Here is a 16034-nt window from a genome sequence, read left to right on the forward strand (position 1 = left end):
CACAATGTGCCTTAATTTCGTTTTGGCCTTTTCCGATGCGCATTCCTGGATTCATTAGCCGACGCACGTTTCTGCGCGGCAGGCGGCTGTGGCTGCACTACGGGGTCTTTTGGCTCGGCGCAGTCGCGACCGGACTCGTCGCGGTGTTTTATGCGCGGCTGATCGACTTCGGATACGACACCTTTCTGCGCGCGACCGCCATCTACTGGTGGTTGCCGCTGCTGCTCACGCCGGCGATTGCCGCCCTCTGCGTCTGGCTGACGCGCCGTTTCTTTCCGGGCTCCGAAGGTAGTGGAATTCCGCAAGTCATCGCGATGCTGCACGACGGGAGAGAACTCGGCCCGCGGCTCCTGACCATCCGTATTCTCTTCGGCAAGATCGCGGTGTCGTTCCTGTCCATTCTCGGAGGGTTCACCATCGGGCGCGAGGGACCGACCATCCATGTGGGCGCGGCCCTCATGTTCAGCTTGCGCCGTTTCTATCCCGCCCGTCTGCGCAACATTCGCGGCGGCGTGGTGGAGCGTAATCTGGCGCTCGCGGGTGCGGCGGCCGGGCTCTCGGCGGCCTTCAACGCGCCGCTCGCTGGCGTGGTATTCGCCATCGAAGAACTTACGCGCAGCTTCGAGCAGCGCACAAGCGGCGTGCTGATCACGGCGATCATCTTCGCGGGCATCGTTTCGCTTGCGCTGCAGGGCAACTACGTCTACTTCGGCACGATCGACCTCACCGGACGCTTCCCGGATTCGCTCGCGCTTGCCGTGCTCCTGCTAGGCGTGGCGACGGGAGTCGCAGGCGGGATCTTCTGCTGGCTGCTGCTGAACACGCAACGCTGGATGCCGGATCGCGTCGTGAACTGGCGCAAGTCGCATCCGGTGGGGTTCGGTGCGGCATGCGGCCTCTTCATCGCCGTTATCGGCGTCGCCGCCGGCGGTCATACGTTCGGCAGCGGTTACGCGGAAGCGCGCGGCATGCTCGAAGGAAGTTCGCAACTCGGTGCCGCCTATCCGCTGCTAAAAATGGCGTCGATGGTGGGTTCCTATCTTCCGGGCGCACCGGGCGGGCTCTTCGCGCCGTCTCTCGCGATTGGCGCGGGCATCGGCAATGCGCTTCACCTCGTCTTCGGCGGAATGCAGTTGCCGATGCTGATCGCGCTCGGCATGGTCGGGTATCTCGCCGCCGTCACGCAGAGCCCGATCACGGCATTCGTGATCGTCATCGAGATGATCAACGGGCACGCGCTCGTGCTGTCGTTGATGGCCACCGCGGTGATTTCCAGTCAGGTGTCGAAGCTGTTCGCGCCGCCGTTATACGAAGCGCTCGCGCAGAAGTACAAGTCTGCGTGATCGGGTCGAGCACACGAGGAAGAGCAAGGCCGGCGCCGCGTCAACGCTCGGGTCGAACAGGGGCAGAGCAATGAACAAGATCGGTCACTGGATTTCGAAAGTAATCGGTACGCTACGCAGAGAGCGCCTGCTGATAGGCTTGATTGCGCTGGCCTTGATCGCGAGCGCCGGGCTCGTCGTCGAAAGCAAGCTGAAGATGGTGTATGAGAAAGACGGGTTGAAGATCTGTCTTGTTTGCTCGGACGCCAGAACCGCGCGAACGTCTGATTCGGCGCAACGCTCACCGCGTAGCACGACGCCGATGCACGCGTAAGCTGCATTGCGGACCTGTCCGGTCTGCACATCCATCACCGCGACCATCGCGTCGTTTCTCCTGTTTTCCTGTAGGCCTTCGTGTCCTTCGGCACGATGCGACGCGCTAACGCCGCGCGGGATCTTCATCGCGATTCGCGATGGTGCCGTTCCAAAAGACCACGAACGAGCCGTCTCGTTTGGTACATGATGCTTGCAAACCACAGCCGATTGCGAGAGCGTGTACCCGCGCTCACCGCCATCGACAGACTGACGGAGCGAGACGAAGCAATGCAATCTGACCACGCGCAGGATGGTCCGCGGACGCTTTACGACAAGATCTGGGACAGTCATCGCGTCATGTCGCGCGAGGATGGACAGGACTTGCTGTTCATCGACCGGCATTTCATTCACGACGTCACCGCGCAATCGTTCGACCTGATGCGCCAGCGCGGGCTCAAGCCTCGTTCCCCCGAGCGCATCTTCGGCACGGCGGACCATTACGTGGCGAGCGCGGCAAACGACATCGCAGCCGTAGCCGATCCCGAGCGGCGCGCCATGATCGAAGCGCTGCAACATGACACCGCCGAGTCGCGCATCACCTTGTTCGGCATGGACGATCCGCGACGCGGCATCGTGCATGTGGTCGGACCCGAACAGGGGTTGAGCCTGCCCGGCATGACCGTCGTCTGCGCCGACAGCCACACTTCGACGCACGGCGCTCTCGGCGCACTGGCATTCGGCATCGGCGCGACCGAAGTGGTTCACGTCTTGGCCACGCAGTGTCTGTGGCAGCGCAAGTCGAAAAACATGCGCATCGTTCTCGATGGAACGCCCGGTCCGGGCGTCACCGCGAAAGACCTGATTCTCGCCGTGATCGCGCGGATAGGCGTGGCGGGCGCTGCGGGCCACGTGATCGAATATGCCGGTTCCGCGATCGCCGGTCTGTCGATGGAAGGCCGCTTGACGCTGTGCAACATGACGATCGAAGCGGGCGCTCGCGCGGGCATGATCGCGCCGGACGACACCACGTTCGCCTATCTCGCGGGGCGTCCCTACGCGGGCGAGGGCGAACAATGGGACCGCGCGATGACGCGTTGGCGCGCCTTGTTCACCGACCCGGGCGCGACGTTCGATAAGGAGATCCGCATCGACGTAGCCGAAATCGCGCCGATGGTGACGTGGGGCACGACGCCGGAATACGCCTGCAGCATCGACCGCCGCGTGCCCGATCCCGCCATGCAGCCCGATCCCGATCTGCGCGCCGCGATGTCGCGTGCGCTCGACTACATGGGACTCTCCGCGGACGAAGCGCTTGAAGGCGTGGCGATCGACCGGGTATTCATCGGCTCCTGCACCAACGGGCGTATCGAGGACATGCGCAGCGCGGCCGAAGTGGCGCGCGGCCGCCATGTCGCGGCGGGCGTCGAGGCGTGGGTGGTGCCCGGCTCGCAGCAGGTGCGCAAGCAGGCCGAAAACGAAGGGCTGGACCGCGTGTTCATGGACGCCGGTTTTCAGTGGCGCTTTCCCGGCTGTTCGATGTGCCTCGCCACCAACGGCGATATCGCCGCGCCCGGCCAACGCTGCGCCTCCACGTCGAACCGTAATTTCGTCGGCCGTCAGGGCCCCGGCGTGCGCACGCACCTGATGAGTCCGGCGATGGCCGCCGCGGCTGCGGTCACCGGCCGCCTGACCGACGTGCGCCGCCTGCTGAGAACCTGATACGAGGAGCCTGAGATGGAAAGCCTGACGCATCTCGATTCAGTCGCGGCGCCGATCGTCGCCATCAACTGCGATACCGACCAGATCCTGCCGGCGCGCTACCTGCAAAAGCCTCGCTCCGACGACTTCGGCCAGTTTCTGTTTCGCGCGCTGCGCTTCGGACCAGAAGGCGCGGAGCGGCCGGACTTCGTGCTCAACCGGACGCCTTATCGCGAGTCGCGCATCGTCGTCGCCAACCATAACTTCGGTTGCGGTTCCTCGCGCGAGCATGCGGTCTGGGCGCTGTACGACTACGGTTTCCGTGCGGCCATCGCTCCGAGTTTCGGCGACATCTTTTTCATCAACTGCCTGAAGAACGGATTGCTGCCGATCGTGTTGCCCGAGGCCGTGGTCCTGCCGCTGCTGGAGACGCTGTCGGCCCGTCCCGGCAGCCGTATCGCCATTGACTTGCCCGCACAGACCGTGACCTTGCCCGACGGTTCCTCTCATGCCTTCGACATGGAGCCCTTCGCGAAAGACTGTCTGATGCGCGGCATGGACGAGATCGACTACACGCTGTCGCATCGAGACCGCATCGATGCATTCGAGCGCAATCGTGTGGATGCCTTTTGACGACGCGCGCTTCCTGAAAACGACCAAGGAGAAGGACAGATGAAGATTGCAGTCATGCCCGGTGATGGTATCGGTCCCGAAGTGGTGGCGCAGGCGCTCAAGGTGCTGCAAGTCGTGGCGCCTCATGCCGAGACGAAGGAGGCCGACATCGGCGAGGCCGGCATTCGGGCGCATGGCGTGCCGCTGCCCGAGCCCACGCTCGAACTGGCGCGCAAGGCCGATGCCATTTTGTTCGGCGCGGTAGGCGTGGCCGATGAAGCCGCGATTCCCCGCGATCAACGTCCCGGAACCGGCTTGCTGCAATTGCGCGAAGCGTTGACGCTCTACGCCAACTTTCGCCCGGCCTATATGTTTCCGGAGCTGATCGGCGCGTCGACTCTGCGGCCCGAAGTGGTCGACGGGCTGGATATCGTGATCGTGCGCGAGTTGAACGGCGACGCCTATTTCGGCCAGCCGCGCGGCTTCGAAACGAATCAGGCGGGCGAGCGCGTGGGCTTCAACACCATGCGTTATGCCGAATCCGAAGTCGAGCGGGTCGCGCATGCCGCGTTCCGGGCCGCGCGCCGCCGTCATCGCAAGCTGTGCTCGGTGGACAAGGCCAATGTGCTGGAGGCGAGCCAGTTGTGGCGCGAAGTGGTCACACGCGTCGGGCAGGATTACCCCGATGTCGAACTGAGCCATCTCTTTGTGGACGCCGCCGCGATGATGCTGATGCGCCGGCCCAAGCAGTTCGATGTGATCGTCACCGGAAACCTGTTCGGCGATATTCTCTCCGACGCCGCCGCCATGCTGACCGGTTCGATCGGCATGCTGCCCTCGGCCTCGCTGGGCTACGACCGCAAGGGGCTGTACGAACCGGTGCACGGCTCGGCGCCGGATATCGCCGGACAGGACGTGGCCAATCCGCTCGCCGCCATCCTCTCGCTCGCGATGATGTTGCGCGAGAGCTTCGAGATGGAGGACGCCGCGAGCCGCGTCGAACGCGCTGTACGGGCGGTGCTGGCGGCAGGCTACCGCACCGCCGACATCCGTCAGGAGGGCACGCAAGGCTTAGGCACCCGTGACATGGGCGATGCGGTCGTGGAGGCGTTGCACAAGCAGGCGGCCTGATCGGGATCGCGTCGGGCGGACCGGAGCCGGCGTCCGCGCAGGCAGAGAAGCGCGACATCCGGTCGTCCACTGGCAGTTCGTCGTACCAGAATATCCCTAGAAAGGGAGGAGACAATCATGAAGCTGAAACTTGCCATCGCGCTGTGTGCAGCGTTCGAGCTTGCTTTCGGGTCCGCCGCGGCCATGGCCAAAGACGTGCCGGAAAAGCCCGAGTTGCACATCGCCGCGGCGTCGGTGGGCATCACGTATCTGCCCATGCTGGTTGCGAAGACGCGCGGCTACTTCAAGGACGAAGGGCTCGACGTGAGCATTGCCGCCTTCTCCGGCGGCTCGAAGACGCTGGAAGCGCTCTTGGGCGGCAGCTCCGACATGGTGGCGGGCGCTTACTCGAACACCATCACCATGGCGACGAAAGGGCAGCATCTGGTCGTGGTGGCGGCGCAGGTCATCTGTCCCGGATGGATCTTCGGTGTGTCCCAGAAACGTCAGGCCGAAGTCAAATCGACCAAGGATCTGAAGGGCATGCGCATCGGGGTGAGCGCGCCGGGTTCGAGCACGCACATGGCCCTCAACTACATTCTGCATAAGGCGGGACTGCAGTCGTCCGACGTGTCGATCATCGGTGTGGGACAGGCAGCCGGGGCCGTGGCGGCGGTGCGGGCAGGGCAGATCGATGCGCTGATCGTCAATGATCCGAGCGCCACGATCCTCGTCAAGGACGGTAGCCTCAAGCCGCTGGAGAACATGCGCACGGCCGACGGCAACGTCAAGGTGTTCGGCTCCGACTATCCCGAATCGAGCCTGTTCGCGACGCAGGACTTCGTCAACAAGAACCCGAAGACGGTGCAGGCGGTGGCCAATGCAATCGTGCGGGCCGAGAAGTGGATCGCCAAGGCGACGCCCCAGCAGGTCGCGGACAATGTGCCGCCCGAGTTCCTCGGCGACAACAAGGCGCTCTACGCCGAGGCCTTCACGAACAGCCGCCGCTGCATCGCGCAGAACGGCGAGATCACGGCCAAGGGCGCGCAGACCGTGCGCGACGTGCTGGCGGCTTTCGATCCGACCGTGGCTTCGGCCAACATCGACCTTGCCGCGACCTATGACAATCGCTTCGTAAAGAAGGCGGCGGAGATCCAGCCATGAGCACCGCGACCTGCAGCATCCCGCTCGAGCGCGCGCAGACCGGGCCGCGCGAAGCCCTGCGCTTCGACAACGTGACGTGCACCTTTGCGGGCAACGGCAAACACGCGCAAACCTACACCGCCGTGTCCGGAGGCAATCTGACGATCGGCGACGGTGAGTTCGTCTCGATCGTCGGGCCTACGGGCTGCGGCAAGTCCACGCTGCTGAACGTGGCGGCCGGGCTCACGCGGCCCTCGTCGGGCAGCCTGAGCGTGTTCGGCGAGAAACTGACGAACGGTCTGAACAGGCAGGCGGCGTATCTGTTCCAGGTCGATGCGCTGATGCCCTGGAAGACGACCGAAGAAAACATCGCGATGGGTTTGATCTTCCGCGGCACGCCGCGCGAAGAGGCATTGAGCGTGGCGCAGCAATGGCTCGTGCGCGTGGGTCTGGACGGCCACGGCAAGAAGTACCCGCATCAATTGTCCGGCGGGATGCGCAAACGCGCGGGCCTTGCGCAGGCGCTGGCGCTCAATCCTCGCATCATCCTGATGGACGAGCCGTTCAGCGCGCTCGATATTCAGACCCGGCATCTGATGGAAAACGAGCTGCTGCAACTGTGGTCGTACGACCGCAAATCCGTGATGTTCGTGACGCACGATCTGGAGGAGGCCATCTCGTTGTCGGACCGCGTCATCGTGCTGTCGGCGGGGCCGGGGACGCGGCCTATCGCCGAGTTCGAAATCGACCTGGAGCGTCCGCGCGAAATGTCGGAAATCCGCATGACGCAGCGATTCCTGCAACTGCACACCCAGATCTGGGACGTGCTTCGAGGCGAGGTACTGAAAAGCTATGCGCGCAACCGTGTTTGACCCGAACAATCGCTTCACGGTGTTGATCACCCGGCTGGCCATCCTGTTCGGCGTCCTATTCCTGTGGTGGCTCGGCACCGGCCAGAAATGGCTGTCGCCCTTTTTCTTCGGCGATCCGCTCGGCGTGGCGCGGCGCATCGTCGACTGGTTCGTGACGGGCTCGGTGTATCGCCATCTCTATACGACGCTGATCGAAACCATGCTGGCGTTCGCGATCGGCACGGCGTCCGGTCTCGCGTGCGGTCTGTGGCTGGCGCTCAATCCGTTTCTGGCGGTGGTGTTCGATCCGTTCATCAAGGCCATGAATTCGATGCCGCGCCTGATCTTCGCACCGATCTTCGCGCTCTGGTTCGGCCTCGGCATCTGGTCCAAGGTGGCGCTGGGGGTGACGCTGGTCTTTTTCGTGGTGTTCTTCAACGTGTTTCAGGGCGTACGCGAGGTCAGCCCGACGGTGTTGTCCAACACCCGCATGCTGGGCGCCAATTCGCGCCAGCTTTTGCGGCATGTGTATCTGCCGTCGGCGACGAGCTGGGTCTTCTCCAGCCTGCATAACGCGATCGGCATCGCCTTCGTCGGCAGCGTGGTGGGCGAGTACCTGGGCTCGGAGAAGGGCGTCGGTTATCTGATTCTGCTGGCCGAGGGCGTGTTCGACATCAACTCGGTGATCGCGGGCATTCTGGTGCTGACCGTATTCGCGCTGCTGCTCGATACGGCGGTGTCGATGGTCGAGGATCACTTGCTGCGCTGGCGCCCTGTCGCCGGACAGACGGTGGCGGCGAGCGCCTGAGCGTACGCGCTGCCCCCGATAAGCTCACTTTGAGGACATCATCTTGCAGATCAACGCGATCAATCTGAAGGACCGCGTCGCCGTCGTGACGGGCGGCGCGCAAGGAATCGGCCTCGCGGTCGGCCGCCGGCTGCTGGCCTCCGGCGCGCGACTGGCGGTCTGGGACATCAATCCCGCAGCCATGGAGCAGGCCCGAGCCGAACTGGACGGGCACGACGTCCACTTCGAGCGGGTCGACATTGCCGACTACGCCAGCGTGGAAGCCGCCGTTGCGGGAACGCTGAAGGCGGCAGGGCGCATCGACATTTTGATCAACAACGCGGCTATCGTCGGTCCTAACGCGACGTTGATCGATTATCCGATCGACGTGTGGAAACAGGTGATCGATGTCGATGTCAACGGCACGTTCCACTGCTGCCGCGCGGTGGTGCCGGGCATGATCGGCCAGAAATACGGCCGTATCGTCAATCTGGCTTCGGTTGCCGGCAAGGAAGGCAATCCGAATGCGGCGGCCTACAGTTCGGCCAAGGCGGCCGTCATTGCCATGACCAAGTCGCTCGGCAAGGAACTGGCGAGTCACGACATCGCCGTGAACTGCGTGACGCCTGCCGTGGCGCGCACGCCCGGCGCGATGGAACAGTCGCCCGAGCACATCAAATACATGTTGGGCAAGATTCCGCGCGGTCGTTTCCTCGAACTCGACGAAGCCGCCGCCATGATCGCCTGGCTTGCCAGCGAAGAAAATTCATTCACCACCGGCGCGGTTTTCGACCTGTCCGGCGGCCGCGCAACCTACTGAGACGAGCACGCACATGAAGTTGTTACGCTACGGTCCGCCCGGCCAGGAGAAGCCGGGCCTCCTCGATGCCGATGGCAACCTGCGGGACCTGTCGGGCCACGTGACCGACATCGCCGGCAACGTTCTGCTGCCCGAAAGCCTGGCGCGCCTGAAGGCGCTCGATCATGCATCGTTGCCGCAGGTAGCGGGCAATCCGCGTCTGGGCGCGTGCGTGAACGGCACGGGCAAGTTCATCTGCATCGGGCTGAATTACTCGGACCATGCCGCCGAGACCGGGGCCACGGTGCCGCCGGAGCCCATCATCTTCATGAAGGCTACGAGTGCGATCGTCGGGCCGAACGACACGATCGAGATTCCGCGCGACGCGCTCAAGACGGACTGGGAAGTGGAACTGGGCGTCGTCATCGGCAAGACGGCGAAGTACGTCACCGAGGACAACGCGATGGATCACGTCGCGGGCTATTGCGTCATCAACGACGTCTCCGAGCGCGCGTTCCAGGCCGACCGTCAGGGGCAGTGGACCAAAGGCAAGTCGGCCGACACCTTCGGTCCGACCGGCCCGTGGCTTGTGACGGCGGACGAGGTGCCCGATCCGCAGAAACTGCCGATGTGGCTGGAGGTCAACGGTCACCGCTATCAGAACGGCAGCACCGTCACGATGGTGTACGGCGTGCGCTATCTCGTCGCCTACCTGTCGCAGTTCATGTCGTTGCAGCCCGGCGACATCATTTCGACGGGCACGCCGCCGGGCGTCGGACTGGGGCAGAAGCCGCCCGTTTATCTGAAGCCGGGCGATGTCGTGACGCTCGGCATCGAAGGACTGGGCGAGCAGCGCCAGAACGTCGTGCAAGGCTGACGAACCCGCGCGGCGCCCGCCGGACAACAAGGACAGGAGACAAACCATTGTGAGAGCACTCTGGCGTCGGATGGTGCCGGTGCTGGCCGCCTGCGCGGTCGGCGTGAGCGTGTCGAATGCAGGCGCCGCGCCCGCGCCCGTGCCCGTGCCCGAGAAGCCCAAACTTCATCTGGCTGCGGCGGGCGTGGGCTTCCCGTATCTGCCTTTCGTCATTGCGGACAGCCGGGGCTATTTCAAAGAGGCCGGGCTGGAGGTCGAGATCGGCGTGTTCAGCGGCGGCGCGAAGGCGTTGCAGGCGTTGATGGGCGGCAGCGCGGATATCGTCGCGGGCGCTTATTCCAACACCATCACGATGGCCGCCAAAGGCCAGCAACTGGTCTCGTTCGTGACGCTGGCGTCGTGTCCCGGCTGGGTGTTCGGCGTGACCCGCGCGAGCCACGGCAAGGTCAAGACGTATGCCGATCTCAAGGGCATGCGGATCGGCGTGAGTTCGCCCGGATCGAGCTTTCACATGGGCGTGAATTATCTGTTGAGCAAGTCCGGTCTGAAGCCGGGCGATGTATCGATCATCGGCGTCGGCTCGTCTGCCGGCGCGATTGCGGCGGCGCGCAGCGGACAGATCGACGCGTTGATGAGCAACGACCCGGTCGCCACCGTGCTGCAGACGAGCGGCGATCTCTTCCCGCTCGCGGTGATGCGCGATCCGGCGGGCACGCGCGCGACGCTGGGCGGCGATTATCCGGAAGCGGCCATCTACACGACCCGCGAGTTCGCCGCCAAGAATCCGAATACCGTGCAGGCGGTGACGAACGCGATCCTTGCGGCCGAGCACTGGATGGCGCACGCAACGCCCGAGCAGGTGGCCGCGGCTGTGCCGCCGCAATACGCGCTGGCCGAGAAGGATGTCTTCGCGCGCGCCTACGGCAACATGCAGAGCTGCATTTCGCGTGACGGGTTGATGACGGACGCCGCGGCGCATACCGTGCACGATGTGCTGGCGGCCTTCGATCCGGACATCGGCCGGGCGCCGATCGACCTGAAAGCCACTTACGACAATCGCTTCGTCGAGAACGCCGGCAAGCATTGACCAGCGAGGGGAGCAACGATGGAGAACGGCATCCGCATTCTGGCCGAAGGCCTGATGTTTCCCGAAGGGCCGGTCGCGATGCCCGATGGCTCGGTCGTGCTGGTCGAGATCGAGCGCGAGACCCTCAGCCGCGTGACCGCCGACGGCAAGGTGAGCGTCGTCGCGGAGGTGGGCGGCGGGCCGAACGGGCTGGCCGTGGGGCCGGACGGCGCCTTCTACATCTGCAACAACGGCGGCTTTCTGTTCCGTACCGTGGCCGGGCTGAATCGCACCCGACCGGGCATCCACCCGTGTTACACCAGCGGCCGCATCGAGCGCTTCGATCCGCGTACCGGCGCGCTGACGACGCTCTACGACCGTTGCGGCGATTACCCGCTGTGCGGGCCCAACGACATCGTGTTCGATCACGACGGCGGCTTCTACTTCACCGACTTCGGCAAGAACCGCCTGCGCGATCGCGATCACGCGGGACTCTATTACGCACGCGCCGACGGCTCGATGATCGTCGAAGTGGCTTATCCGCTCACCACGGCCAACGGCGTGGGCCTGTCGCCGGACGACAGTGTCGTCTACGTGGCGGAGACCGAGACCGCGCGCTTGTGGGCGTTCGATCTGGAGGCGCCGGGCCGGGCGCGTAAGCATCCTTATCCGTCGCCGCACGGCGGACGTCTCGTGTGCGGCTTGCCCGGTTATCAGCGTTTCGACAGCCTGGCCGTGGATGCGGCGGGCAATATCTGCGTGGCCACGCTCGTTACAGGCTGCATCACGGTGGTCGCGCCCTCCGGCGACATGCTGCGGCAGGTAATGGTGCCGGACGGCATGGTGACCAACATCTGCTTCGGCGGCGCTGACATGAAGACCGCGTACGTCACGCTGTCGGGCACGGGGCGTCTCGGAACCATGCCGTGGCCGCAGCCCGGATTGAAGCTGCCTTACTCGTGACGGTCGGGCGCCGGTTGCGCACTCTGGCTTGCGAGCAGGTGCTTGAGAAACAGTTGCACCGGCGCGGGAAGCGATTCGGCTTCGCGTACGCAGATTTTCCAGTGACGCTCGGCCCAGACTTCGTCGAGCTCCACGGCGACCAGCGGTCCCGAGCTGACGTAGCGCTCGGCATGATGCTCGGGCACCAGCCCGATGCCCAGGCGCGCCTCCACCATGCTGCGCACCGGCTCGAAGCCGTTGACCCGGATCGACAGCTTGAGCGGATGATCGAGGTCGGCCGCCGCACGCAGAACCAGCGAATTCAGATAGCTGCCCGCTTGCGGCCCCACGAGCGGGTATTCGGCCATTTCGCGAAATTTCACGCGGCCGGCGCGGCTGAGCGGGTGATCGGTCGGCATGATCACGACCAGCCGGTCGCTGCGGTAGGGAAAGACCTGTAGGCCGGTGGTCACGGTCGTGCCGCCGAACACGCCAATATCGGCCGTGTTTTCGGCGACGGCGCGGACCACCGCGGGGCTGAGGCTTTCCTGCAGGTCGATGCGCAGCCCCGGATGCAGCGCCAGGAATTCCCGGATGTCGTTGGCGATGTACTGGACGATCGTCGAGAGGCTGGCATGAAGACGGATCTGCCCGCGCACGCCCTCGGCGTGATCGAGCAGTTCGTTTTCCATCTGCTGGATATCGCGCAGCAGCACGCGGGCGTGTTGCAGGAGCGCCGCGGCCGCGGCCGTCAGTTCCAGCCCCTTGTTGCTGCGCATGAAGAGGGCGGTCTTGAGCGTGTCCTCGAGATGCGACATGCGCTTGCTGAGCGCCGAAGGCGCAATATTCTCGGCCTCCGCCGCGCGCGCAATGCTGCCCTGCTCGCAGACGGCGACGAACAATTTCAGCGACTGCAGATCGAAACGCATTGACTCTCCGAGAAGCCGTCTCCCAACGGCCTTCCTTGTTTCGGTGCAGAGAGTATGCACGTGGGCGGTTGCAGTTGCAAAGCCGTGTCGGCCCCAACCCCGCGCCGGAAAAGCCGCTGTGCCGAGTTGCGATATCGGCAGGATTCGTGCTCGGGCGTACCCGTGCGGTTCACCGATCCGAAGCCATTTCACTCCACGGCACGAATACATCGGAGAGCTTGACCGCCTTCAGCGACTTCCGCGCCTGCTTCGCGACGTCCGCCCTGACGCCGACGAGCACGTCATGCACGCTGCAATGATCCGACCAGGCGGAAAACGGATTGTCGATATGAAAGAACGACGAGTCCGTATCGCCGGCGGCTACGTAGATATCGAACAGCGTGATTTGCGTGGGCTTTCGATTCAGCATCACGCCGCCGGCACCGCCTCTGACCGACTTCAACAGCTCGGCCTTCACGAGCAGCGAGACGAGTTGGCGGGCGCGCGCCGCATGCGTATCGACCCACTTCGCGATGGTCGCCGTCGACAATTGTTGCGGTGCATGCGCCGCGACGAACGACATGATGTAGCAGCAGGTCACGAATTTGGTCGACTTCATGAGACACGATGCGTTTAAAGGGTTGTCGAAATGACGTGTTCGAGTTCGCGACATTCAGCGCCGCTGCAAGAAACGTGCGAACGCGTCCTTCGCTGCCGGCGCGGTGACGGTCTCGTACATCGATTGCTGTTCGGACGAAAACTGACGCATCATCCATTGCTCGATACCTTCCTTCATCAGCCGCTTGGTTCTTTGCACGACGTCGGCAGGCAGCTTTGCGAGCGCACGCGCCCGCTCGTATGCCGTGTCGCGCAACGTGCCGGCATCCACGACGGCATTGACGAGACCCCAGGAGGCCGCTTGTTCGGCGGATATGCGGCTACCGCAAAGCAGCAGGTCAGCCGCTCTCACGCGGCCGACGAGCAACGGAAGGAGAAAGCTTGCCGCGCCTTCCGGCGTGATGCCGAGACTCGTGAACGGCATGGCGAAGAATGAACGCGGCGTTGCAAACACGAAATCCGCGTGCAGCAGCATGGTCGTACCGATTCCGATGGCGGGGCCGTCGACTGCGGCGATGACCGGCTGCCGGACGTTCATGAGCGCGCGGAAAAAGCGCCAGACGGGCGCATCGTCCGTGACTGGGGGGAAGGCGACGAAGTCCTGAATGTCGTTACCCGCGGTGAATATTCCGTCACCGCCCATCACGATGATCGCTTCGACTTCGTCCGATGCGTCCGCGTCCTGCAATGCTTGCGCAAGCTGAGCGTACATCTCGCTCGTGATCGCGTTCTTCGAAGCCGGGCGATCGATTCGCAATTCGAGCACGCTGCCGTGCATCTCCGACTGAACGTAGCTGGACATAAGAGCCTCGCTGTTCGCCGCCGCAGTATCTCCACCACGGCCGGCGTTTGTATGTAATGGTTATCGTAACTATAACTTCAAGAACGCCGGTTGCCAACGTCGGCGATACCTTCTGCGCGGAGCGATCGATCCAGCCGAGGCTTATTTGATGGTGTATCCGCCGTCGGCGGAGAGCACCTGTCCCGTGACGAACGACGCCCGGTCGGACAGCAGAAACAACGCAGCCTGCGCGATTTCGATTGCCTCGCCCGTGCGTCCGATCGGGTGAGCGGCGGCGAGCGGATGCACGGCGTAGCCTTTCGCGTCGTCCAGTTTGAACGAACCTTCCGTCATCGGCGTGCGGGTGAGACCCGGCGATACGATGTTGACGCGTACGCCTTTATCGGCCGATTCGAGCGCAGCAGCCTTGGCGAGTGCCTCAAGGCCGCCTTTGCTTGCGCTATAAAGGGATTCGCCCGGAATGAACACTTGCGCAAGGACCGACGACGTAAAGACGATAGAGCCGCTGCCCTGCTCGTACATGACCGGCAACTGCGCCTTCAGACAATTGAAGCCGCCCTTCAGATTGACGTCGATGACTTCATTCCACGTGTCTTCGTCCTGATCGATCAACATGCGATGCCCGTCCGATATGCCGAAGTTATTGAACGCGCAATCGACACGGCCATAAAGCGCGACGACCGTGTCCATCATCGTGTTCACGCTCGATGCAACCGCGACATCTACTTCGAGAAAGAGTGCTTCCTTACCGGCTTTCGTGATCGCATCGACAACGGCTTCGCCTTCGGCACGACGCCGTCCTGTCACAACCACTTTCGCTCCTTCATCGGCGAATAGCCTGGCGGCTTCGGCGCCGATTCCCGATGTGCCACCGACGATGAGTGCGACCTTGTCTTGCAGCAGATTCATGATGTTCCTCTTGAGGAAAAAGTTGAGTCGTTCAGCTTAGTCAAAAGAAATAGCTGCTTCAAACAATTCCTGTTCGAACAACGCATCGTGATCGGTACAAGCGCCGTGAATGTCGCGCGAGCGCCCGCGCAACAACGTGTTCGCGGCAAACGTACTTCGCGCGAACACGCCAAAGAATCAAACATGAATGCGATCGCACACGTCGATATGTTTCGAAATAGAACAGTGCAGTCGTTCGGCACACGAGCGCGAAATTGCACAGAGCAAAAACGTTCTATCGGATGACGCATGCCATTCGCATACTGCAGCGATGCATTGAACGGATCTCTTTACAGCAGAGAAATCATGAACAGACTGGAATTGATTGCGGCCGTATTCTCGCCGTTCGGAGCGGATGGCGAACTTGCGCTGGACGCGGTGAATCGTCAGGTCGATCGTCTCGTCAACGATGGCGTGGACGGCGCATTTGTGTGCGGTACGACGGGCGAGGGCAGTTCGCTCGACACGTCGGAGCGCAAGCGGCTGGCCGCGTATTGGAGAGAGAAAGCAGCAGGCAAGCTGAAGGTCATGGTGCACGTAGGCCATACCAGTTTGCGCGAGGCGGCCGATCTCGCCGCGCATGCGCAGTCGATTGGTGCAGATGCTGTGGCCGCCGTCGTGCCGTATTTCCTCAAGCCGTCGAATGCCGACGATGCCGTTGCGTGTCTTCAGCACATTGCTCGAGCGGCTCCGAATATCGGTCTGTATTACTACCATATCCCGATGCTGACGAACTTCGACGTGCCGGCCTCGGAGATCGTCGTGCGTGCGCAGCAGCGCATTCCCAACTTCGCCGGCGTGAAGTTCACCGACGACAATCTCTCCGAACTCGCGCGCGTGCACCATCAGTTAAGCGCACAAGGAAAGGTCTACTTCGGCCGCGACGATCTGTTGCTGAAGGCGCTGCAAATCGGCGTGCGCGGTGCCGTGGGCATGAGCTACAACTTTTCCGGAAAGTACTTCCACCGCATGTTCGACGCCTATACGCGCGAACGCGAGATCGAAGCCGAAGACATGCAAGGCGACGTGAGCAATCTGCTCAAGCTCGCAATGCCGTATGGACTGACCAACGTGTTGAAAGCCATAAGCGTGCTGGCCGGTGTGGACTGCGGTCCTTCGCGCATGCCGCTCAAAACAATCCACCTGCTTGAGCTCGACTCGATCATGAAAGACCGGGCGATGAAGGCCGCCGTCGAGCGGCTGATGTCCTGAGCGTTGGACCATTCCTCATTATTT

At 63.3% G+C, this 16034-nt stretch carries 18 protein-coding genes; 13 read left to right on the forward strand and 5 right to left on the reverse strand.

What is annotated here, in order from left to right; all coding sequences use genetic code 11:
• Positions 1–35 precede the first annotated feature (35 nt).
• The gene (locus tag BRPE64_RS22080) at positions 36–1343 is read left to right on the forward strand and encodes a chloride channel protein (RefSeq protein WP_016347080.1); all 1308 of its coding nucleotides are present in this window, start codon (positions 36–38) and stop codon (positions 1341–1343) included.
• A gap of 84 nt (positions 1344–1427) precedes the next feature.
• On the opposite strand, the gene BRPE64_RS22085 is transcribed toward BRPE64_RS22080, so the two are convergent.
• On the reverse strand, positions 1428–1784 hold the full coding sequence (locus BRPE64_RS22085) for a hypothetical protein (protein WP_044042856.1): 357 nt from the start codon (positions 1782–1784) through the stop codon (positions 1428–1430).
• A gap of 141 nt (positions 1785–1925) precedes the next feature.
• On the opposite strand from BRPE64_RS22085, the gene leuC reads away from it, so the two are divergent.
• From leuC to BRPE64_RS22135, 10 genes are all read left to right on the forward strand, one after another.
• The gene (gene leuC / locus BRPE64_RS22090; RefSeq protein ID WP_044042857.1) at positions 1926–3356 is read left to right on the forward strand and encodes a 3-isopropylmalate dehydratase large subunit; all 1431 of its coding nucleotides are present in this window, start codon (positions 1926–1928) and stop codon (positions 3354–3356) included.
• A gap of 15 nt (positions 3357–3371) precedes the next feature.
• Complete coding sequence (gene leuD, locus BRPE64_RS22095; protein WP_016347083.1) at positions 3372–3968, forward strand: 3-isopropylmalate dehydratase small subunit; 597 nt, start codon at positions 3372–3374, stop codon at positions 3966–3968.
• Between the two features lie 39 nt (positions 3969–4007).
• Positions 4008–5078, forward strand: a complete 1071-nt coding sequence (leuB, locus tag BRPE64_RS22100; protein WP_016347084.1) for a 3-isopropylmalate dehydrogenase — start codon at positions 4008–4010, stop codon at positions 5076–5078.
• A 117-nt stretch (positions 5079–5195) separates the two neighbouring features.
• Positions 5196–6221, forward strand: a complete 1026-nt coding sequence (locus tag BRPE64_RS22105) for an ABC transporter substrate-binding protein (RefSeq protein WP_016347085.1) — start codon at positions 5196–5198, stop codon at positions 6219–6221.
• Positions 6218–7072 carry an ABC transporter ATP-binding protein gene (locus BRPE64_RS22110; protein WP_016347086.1) on the forward strand — a complete coding sequence of 285 codons (855 nt, stop codon included), beginning with the start codon at positions 6218–6220 and terminating at the stop codon, positions 7070–7072. The genes BRPE64_RS22105 and BRPE64_RS22110 overlap by 4 nt, the downstream gene beginning before the upstream one ends.
• Positions 7053–7859, forward strand: a complete 807-nt coding sequence (locus tag BRPE64_RS22115) for an ABC transporter permease (protein ID WP_016347087.1) — start codon at positions 7053–7055, stop codon at positions 7857–7859. The genes BRPE64_RS22110 and BRPE64_RS22115 overlap by 20 nt, the downstream gene beginning before the upstream one ends.
• A 43-nt stretch (positions 7860–7902) precedes the next feature.
• Positions 7903–8658, forward strand: a complete 756-nt coding sequence (locus BRPE64_RS22120) for an SDR family NAD(P)-dependent oxidoreductase (protein WP_016347088.1) — start codon at positions 7903–7905, stop codon at positions 8656–8658.
• Between the two features lie 13 nt (positions 8659–8671).
• Positions 8672–9514, forward strand: coding sequence for a fumarylacetoacetate hydrolase family protein (locus BRPE64_RS22125; RefSeq protein ID WP_016347089.1), 843 nt, complete (start codon positions 8672–8674; stop codon positions 9512–9514).
• Between the two features lie 70 nt (positions 9515–9584).
• On the forward strand, positions 9585–10601 hold the full coding sequence (locus BRPE64_RS22130) for an ABC transporter substrate-binding protein (protein WP_016347090.1): 1017 nt from the start codon (positions 9585–9587) through the stop codon (positions 10599–10601).
• Positions 10602–10619: 18 nt separating this feature from the next.
• Positions 10620–11543, forward strand: coding sequence for an SMP-30/gluconolactonase/LRE family protein (locus BRPE64_RS22135; RefSeq protein WP_016347091.1), 924 nt, complete (start codon positions 10620–10622; stop codon positions 11541–11543).
• Here BRPE64_RS22135 and BRPE64_RS22140 read toward each other — a convergent pair.
• The 4 genes from BRPE64_RS22140 to BRPE64_RS22155 all read right to left on the reverse strand — a co-directional run bounded on the left by BRPE64_RS22140 (position 11534) and on the right by BRPE64_RS22155 (position 14759).
• Positions 11534–12451, reverse strand: coding sequence for a LysR family transcriptional regulator (locus BRPE64_RS22140; RefSeq protein ID WP_016347092.1), 918 nt, complete (start codon positions 12449–12451; stop codon positions 11534–11536). The two genes, BRPE64_RS22135 and BRPE64_RS22140, sit on opposite strands and share 10 nt — an antisense overlap.
• A 169-nt stretch (positions 12452–12620) precedes the next feature.
• Positions 12621–13049 (reverse strand): RrF2 family transcriptional regulator, encoded by a 429-nt coding sequence (locus BRPE64_RS22145; protein ID WP_016347093.1) that lies wholly within the window; start codon positions 13047–13049, stop codon positions 12621–12623.
• A gap of 54 nt (positions 13050–13103) precedes the next feature.
• The gene (locus BRPE64_RS22150; RefSeq protein WP_016347094.1) at positions 13104–13850 is read right to left on the reverse strand and encodes an enoyl-CoA hydratase-related protein; all 747 of its coding nucleotides are present in this window, start codon (positions 13848–13850) and stop codon (positions 13104–13106) included.
• A 141-nt stretch (positions 13851–13991) separates the two neighbouring features.
• Complete coding sequence (locus BRPE64_RS22155; protein WP_016347095.1) at positions 13992–14759, reverse strand: SDR family NAD(P)-dependent oxidoreductase; 768 nt, start codon at positions 14757–14759, stop codon at positions 13992–13994.
• On the opposite strand from BRPE64_RS22155, the gene BRPE64_RS32975 reads away from it, so the two are divergent.
• Both BRPE64_RS32975 and BRPE64_RS22160 read left to right on the forward strand, forming a co-directional pair.
• Entirely contained in the window at positions 14745–15044 is a 300-nt protein-coding gene (locus tag BRPE64_RS32975) for a hypothetical protein (protein ID WP_144063494.1), read from the forward strand. The two genes, BRPE64_RS22155 and BRPE64_RS32975, sit on opposite strands and share 15 nt — an antisense overlap.
• Positions 15045–15104: 60 nt before the next feature.
• Positions 15105–16010 carry a dihydrodipicolinate synthase family protein gene (locus tag BRPE64_RS22160; protein ID WP_016347097.1) on the forward strand — a complete coding sequence of 302 codons (906 nt, stop codon included), beginning with the start codon at positions 15105–15107 and terminating at the stop codon, positions 16008–16010.
• Positions 16011–16034 lie beyond the last annotated feature (24 nt).

Source organism: Caballeronia insecticola, assembly GCF_000402035.1.
Lineage (GTDB): Bacteria > Pseudomonadota > Gammaproteobacteria > Burkholderiales > Burkholderiaceae > Caballeronia > Caballeronia insecticola.